Below are 6,261 nucleotides of genomic sequence, written 5' to 3'. Positions count from 1 at the left end.
ATATAAGAATCTAATTATTTTTCCTTAACTTAATGACATTGCCCGAAAAGGCATCTTTTATTTCAAAAATTTCTTTATTCGAAGCGCAAGCGCTATCTCAAGAATACTATTCGGATCTGACAAATCATATCCTGTCTGGTTTTCAATTTTTTTAATTCTGTATATCAAAGTATTTCGATGCAAATGAAGTGCATTTGCTGTTACATTTCTTGCCCCTAAATTATTCACGAGAACTTCCAGCGTTTCTAAAAGTTCACTTTCATTTTTTTGATCATATTCAATAAACGCATTCAACTTGTCCTCCATAAACTCCTGACACATCTCATGCTTACTGATTTCTTTCATGATTCTCCAAAAGCCTGCATCTTCTATACAAAGTACTTTTGAATTGAATTCCTGGCACACTGCAATTTCTACTGCATCCCTTGCATCCTGATAAGCCTTTCCGAAACGTTGGTAGGAATTTTCGACTTTCGAAACACCTATCGCTGCAGTATATCCTGTCTTTTCCGAAATATTTTTCTGAATCTTCTCGAAATACTCTTTCGTTATAGTTTTCTCTTTTGTCCGTTTTAATATGCATTGAAAATTATCATTATTCGACAAAACAATTACTTTTTCCTCGCCAAAAGATTCTTTTATCATATTTTCGATTTTCTCAATTTTTTCATGAACAATCTCTTCCTGTAATTCATGTAATTTTTGTTTAATTCCATCAATTTCAATATAAACGATCTGGTACGGAGGTGATGGCCATTTTTGTTCTTCGATCCGATAGTTTCCTTCTTCATTACATGTGATATTTCCTGTCAAAAGATCAATAAACAATCTTTTATCCATTTCCCGACGGTTATATTTTTCAATTCGAGAATAAATGCTATCCATCAAATTATTCTGTGATTTTATCAATGCCTCCATCACAAGATAATTCATTTCTATGAAAGGCAAATCTTCCGGCCACAAAATGATTGGGAACTGTAATTCATTAGCCAATTTGATCGCATCATCCAAAAAACAACCAATATATCTATATTTTGTCGCGAGCGCAGCTGCCTTTGCTTCATACAAATTTCTTATCAGATTCATTATTTCTTCTTTTGTGTCACTATATGCATATCCAGTTGTAATATACAAAACATTTGGGCGCATCCATGCTTTCATATCTGGTATTTCCATACAATCCACAAAGCGAACAATCCTATCAATTCCACCTTCTCCGGCTGCTAATGTACATCCTTTCGACTGTGCCAGCTCTAATACCTCTTTTACTTTTATTGACACTTTCTATTCCATCCCTTTTTATTTGTATTATAGATAAATATAGAATATCATAAAACACTGTTTTTTCAAATATCATCTTACGCTTAACTTTATCCAGATTGCGTTTCTGACCGAACGTCATTTTTTCTCATGGATTTTTTCCACACTTTTTGCTATACTATTCTCAATACTGGCACTATTAACGACATTACACAGGAGGTTCACATGAAGAAAGTGCTTCAAATATTTCAGAGAGATTTAAAGAGACTCTTACGTAGCCCTGCTGCTGCTCTCGTCATGGTGGGAGTCTGCATTCTCCCTTCTCTCTATGCATGGTTCAACATTGCCGCCAACATGGATCCCTACGGCAATACAAAAAATGTAAAAGTGGCGATTGCAAATTGTGACACCGGTGGACACACCGGTTCGATGGATCTGAATGCCGGAGCCACCATCGTACAGAATCTGAAAAAAAATCACCAGCTTGGCTGGACCTTTGTTGATGAAAAGAAAGCCAAAAGCGGTGTCCGTTCCGGCAAATACTACGCTGCCATTGTAATCCCGGAGGATTTCAGCGAGTCTCTCCTCAGCATCCTTTCCGGGGATTTAAAACAGCCGCAGCTCGACTATTATATTAATGAAAAGAAAAACGCGATCGCTCCAAAGATCACCGCTACCGGCGCAAGCACGATCCAGCAGCAGATCAATGACACCTTTTCGTCCGTTGCCGCTGACTCCATTGCGAAGATCGTGCAGAAATCGGCCGGTACACTGACCGGCAAGCTTGACGGAACAAATTCTACGCTGATGCAGGCGCTTACCGATACCCGTAAGAATCTTGCTGACTATCAGAACGCCCTGAAGGATTTCCAGGCTGCGGTAAAAGATTCCGGTTCTTTGATCGATGACACTCTGAAAACACTGGACTCTGTAAATGCTGTTGCCTCTTCCGGTTCTGCTGCCCTTGCAGATTCATCAGATCTGCTTGCCACCAGTCGGACAGCAATCGGAACCTTTTCCACAGAATTTTCTACCAGCCTGTCAGATGGCGAGACGCTTTTAACCAATGTCTACACCTCCGCAGCCTTAAAGCTCGGAACTTTTGAGACAAAAGCCACACAGGTCAACACTGCGATCGGAGACAGTATTTCTTCTGCCAGCTCTTTAAATAAGAAAAAAGCAGAAATTCTGGAAAAGCTTGCCGCCCTTCAGCAGCAGATCGGAAGTGATTCTTCCCTGTCCAGTATCGTCAGCGAAAAAATTGCAGAACTCCAGGCACAGAATGATTCTCTTCAGGAACTCATTGATTCTCTTGGGAACAGCAATTCCAGCATAGGAAATGCACTGACTACAGCAAGTAATACCAGAAGTTCTCTTGAGACACTCACTGCCCAGAACCGACAGTCTCTGCAGAATTACCGAAACAGTCTGAACCAGTCGCTTCTGCCACAGCTGAACCAGTCACTTGACAGGCTTGCCACATTGAGCGGAAGCCTTTCTTCTACTTTAACCGGGGTAAATCCGACGATCACACAGTTAAAGGTGATCCTTACCCAGTTAAAGAGCAGTTTAAACGAAAGTGCAGACGCACTTGGTCAGACCGGAGGAACTCTTGAAAGCGTAGATACTGCTCTGGAAAATATTACCGCTGATCTAAAAGCTCTGCAGAGCTCCGAAACCTACCAGCATCTGATCTCACTGGAAGGCATCGACTCAGATTCCATTTCTGATTTTATGTCCTCACCGGTTTCGATCAATTCAAAGATATTTTATGATGTGGAAAATTACGGTTCCGGAATGACTCCGTTTTACACTAATCTGGCACTCTGGGTTGGCGGACTGATCCTGGTATCCATCCTGAAACAGGAAGTAGACAAAGACGAAACCATTTCCCGTTTTACTCCGACAACTGCTTATTTCGGACGTTGGATGCTCTTTGTCGTGGTCGGATTGATCCAGGGATTCATTGTGTGCATGGGCGATCTGCTGCTTCTGAAAGTACAGTGTGTCCACCCGGTTGCATTTGTGTGCGCTGGTATGCTCTGCTCCTTTGTGTATGTCAATCTGATCTATGCAATGGCGCTGACCTTCAAGCACATCGGAAAAGCACTTGCCGTTGTCCTGGTCATCCTGCAGATCCCTGGTTCTTCCGGAACCTATCCGATCGAGATGACACCGGTCTTTTTCCAGAGACTGCATCCGCTTCTGCCGTTCTCTTACGGAATTGACGCTATGCGTGAGTGTATTGCCGGATTTTACAAAAATAACTACGCAAAGGATCTGCTGACCCTGCTGCTTTTCCTTCTCCTTGCATTCTTCATCGGACTGCTACTGAGACCACTTCTGATGAATCTGAACCATCTGTTCGACAAACGTCTTGCCGAGACAGATCTGATGCTGGGAGAGACTGCAACCGGTGAGCTCTCCCGCCCACAGCTTACACTGATGATGAAAACCATGATGCAGGATGAATACGGACGGGCTGATTTTATCCGACATGCCAACCGCTTCGAAAAACGGTATCCAAAGCTGATCCGTACCGGTTTTATCCTGATCCTTGTAATTCCACTGATCTTTCTTCTTCTGATGTTCAGTCTGGAATCCAAGATCATATACCTGACACTGTGGATCATTTCCCTGATCGTGCTCGCCGTCTATCTGATCTGTGTGGAATATATTCACGACAAGACCTCCAGACAGCTTTCCTATATCCATCTGTCTGAGGAAGAATTTTTTAAAAAAGTAAAGGAGGGAAAAGACAAATGAGAAATATATGGACCATCTTCACAAGAGATATCCGGAAAATAAGAACAAATGTCATTGCTCTGATCGTCGTTCTTGGCGTCACAGTGGTTCCCTGCCTTTATGCATGGTACAACATTGCGGCAAGCTGGGATCCCTATGGGAATACCGGGAATCTGAAGGTCGCCGTGGCAAGCGTAGACGAAGGCTATATCGGAAACCTGATCCCGCTCCAGCTGAATCTTGGCGATCAGGTATTGTCTGCTCTTCGGGAGAATACACAGCTCAACTGGGTATTTACAACCAAAAGTAAAGCAATGAAGGGTGTAAAATCCGGAGAATATTACGCAGCGATCGTAATCCCGGAAGATTTCAGTACGAACCTGATGAGTGTATTTTCCAGTGATATTAAGAAACCAGAAATTACCTATTACTCCAATGCAAAAGAAAATGCCATTGCACCGAAGGTAACAGACAAAGGAGCAACCGCAGTCCAGACACAGGTCAACGAAGTATTTATCGAAACCATTTCCGATACGGTGCTGACTGCACTTCAGACTGTTGCAAATACCGCAGACTCCAGGGATTCGGATGAGCTTGCAGGTACACTGATCACAAACCTGAATAAAATCGGTTCTGATCTGTCTGCTTCTTCGACGACTCTGCATTCCTTCTCACAGATGACCGATTCTGCGCAGCAGCTCCTGGACACAACTGCCGGGTTCTTAAAAGTAACGAAAGAACAGGCTTCTGCAAATGCAGATACTCTTTCCGGTACACAGCAGTCCTTCTCCGGGATTCAGGAGACTCTGGACGGAGCTACAGACGGAATCAATACTGCGCTGACCTCTACCAAAAGCTTTTACGAGCAGATGTCACAGACGATCGATCAGGCATTCCAGTCGCAGTCACAGGATGCTTCTTCTGTTGCCAGCACCCTTGACCTTCTTAGCGACCGTGTCAATGCGATCGTACAGTCTTACCAGGGAATCCGTGACAGCATTGCACAGATTGCAGATGCACACCCGGAGCTGTCTGATCTTACCGCACCAATCCTTGCAAAGTGGGATGACTCCATAGCTGTTCAGGGAGAACTTCGTGATAAACTCACAAACGCAGCATCTTCTCTTCGCGATACAGCCGGCAGCGTAACGACCTCCAAAAAAGAGCTAGATGATCTGATCAGTTCCAGCATTTCAGGAATTACTGCTGTCAAATCTGACTATGAAACCAATGTATCCGGTTCTCTAAAACAGCTGTCTGGCTCCCTTGGTTCTACCAAAAATGATCTGTCCGATCTGCTCTCCCAGCTTGGTGCAAGTGCAGATGGAATTTATACCCTTGCCTCCTCCGCAGGTTCTGATCTGTCACAAATCCAGAAGGCTCTGGAGACCTCTTCTGATCTGTTGGAGACAGCATCCAAAAAGATTACCGATACAACTTCCAGGTTAAGCCAGATGGAGGCAACCGGAGACTTTTCCGAACTGGAAGACCTGATTTCCGGCGATAAGAACAGCATCAGCTCCTTCCTCGCTGCACCGGTAGAGCTGAAAACCAACAAAGTGTACCCGATTGAAAATTACGGTTCTTCCATGGCCCCATTCTACTCTACACTTTCCATCTGGATCGGCGGAATTGTCCTGGTTGCCATGCTCAAGGTCACTGTATCCGAAAACGGCACCACCGGGCTTAAACATCTGAAGCTCCATCAGATTTATCTTGGAAGATACCTTATCTTCCTGATTCTCGGGCTTTTGCAAAGCACCCTTATCTGCCTCGGTGATCTGTTCTACCTTGGCATCCAGTGCAGGCACCCGTTCCTCTTCCTCCTTGCCGGATGGATATCCAGCATCGTATATGTCAACATCATTTACACGCTGACTGTCTCCTTCGGCGATATCGGAAAAGCGATCAGTGTTGTGCTTCTGGTTATGCAGGTAGCCGGAACCGGCGGAACTTTCCCGATCGAAGTCGCACCGAGATTCTTCAAAGCGGTGTATTCACTGTTTCCATTTACTCACAGTATGGCAGCACTGCGCGAAGCAGTTGGTGGACTGTATGGTATGGATTACTGGATCGATCTTGGAAAGCTTTGTATCTTCCTTGTTGTATTCCTGATCATGGGACTGGTGCTTAGGAAGCCGATCATTAAGGTGAATGAGGCGTTCTCAGAGAAGCTGGAAGAGACGAAGATTATGTAAAAATAGAAGTACTTGTCTTTTACATTTACATTAAAAAACTCTCTTATGAATGATTTAA

General features: G+C 43.9%; 3 protein-coding genes. 2 read left to right on the top strand and 1 reads right to left on the bottom strand.

The annotated features are described in order from the left end of the window. Nucleotides 1-57: 57 nt before the first annotated feature. Nucleotides 58-1,281, bottom strand: a complete 1,224-nt coding sequence (locus PG766_RS10780) for a PucR family transcriptional regulator (protein WP_118199288.1) — start codon at nucleotides 1,279-1,281, stop codon at nucleotides 58-60. A 204-nt stretch (nucleotides 1,282-1,485) separates the two neighbouring features. Here PG766_RS10780 and PG766_RS10775 point away from each other — a divergent pair, with 204 nt between their 5' ends. Both PG766_RS10775 and PG766_RS10770 read left to right on the top strand, forming a co-directional pair. Beyond that, nucleotides 1,486-4,026, top strand: coding sequence for a YhgE/Pip domain-containing protein (locus tag PG766_RS10775; protein ID WP_118199287.1), 2,541 nt, complete (start codon nucleotides 1,486-1,488; stop codon nucleotides 4,024-4,026). Further along, nucleotides 4,023-6,203 (top strand): YhgE/Pip domain-containing protein, encoded by a 2,181-nt coding sequence (locus PG766_RS10770; protein WP_270590790.1) that lies wholly within the window; start codon nucleotides 4,023-4,025, stop codon nucleotides 6,201-6,203. Before PG766_RS10775 ends, PG766_RS10770 begins: the two co-directional genes overlap by 4 nt. Nucleotides 6,204-6,261: the final 58 nt, after the last annotated feature.

The organism is Coprococcus sp. LG101-27 (genome assembly GCF_027695515.1).
In the GTDB taxonomy this organism is placed as follows: Bacteria; Bacillota; Clostridia; order Lachnospirales; family Lachnospiraceae; genus Allocoprococcus; species Allocoprococcus comes.
Note: the sequence above shows the minus strand (reverse complement) of the source record. Positions and strands in the feature narration are given on the sequence as shown.

Coding starts and splice junctions, on each gene's coding strand:
- PG766_RS10775 (WP_118199287.1), top strand. CDS start 1,486: ATGAAGAAAGTGCTTCAAATATTTCAGAGAGATTTAAAGAGACTCTTA.
- PG766_RS10770 (WP_270590790.1), top strand. CDS start 4,023: ATGAGAAATATATGGACCATCTTCACAAGAGATATCCGGAAAATAAGA.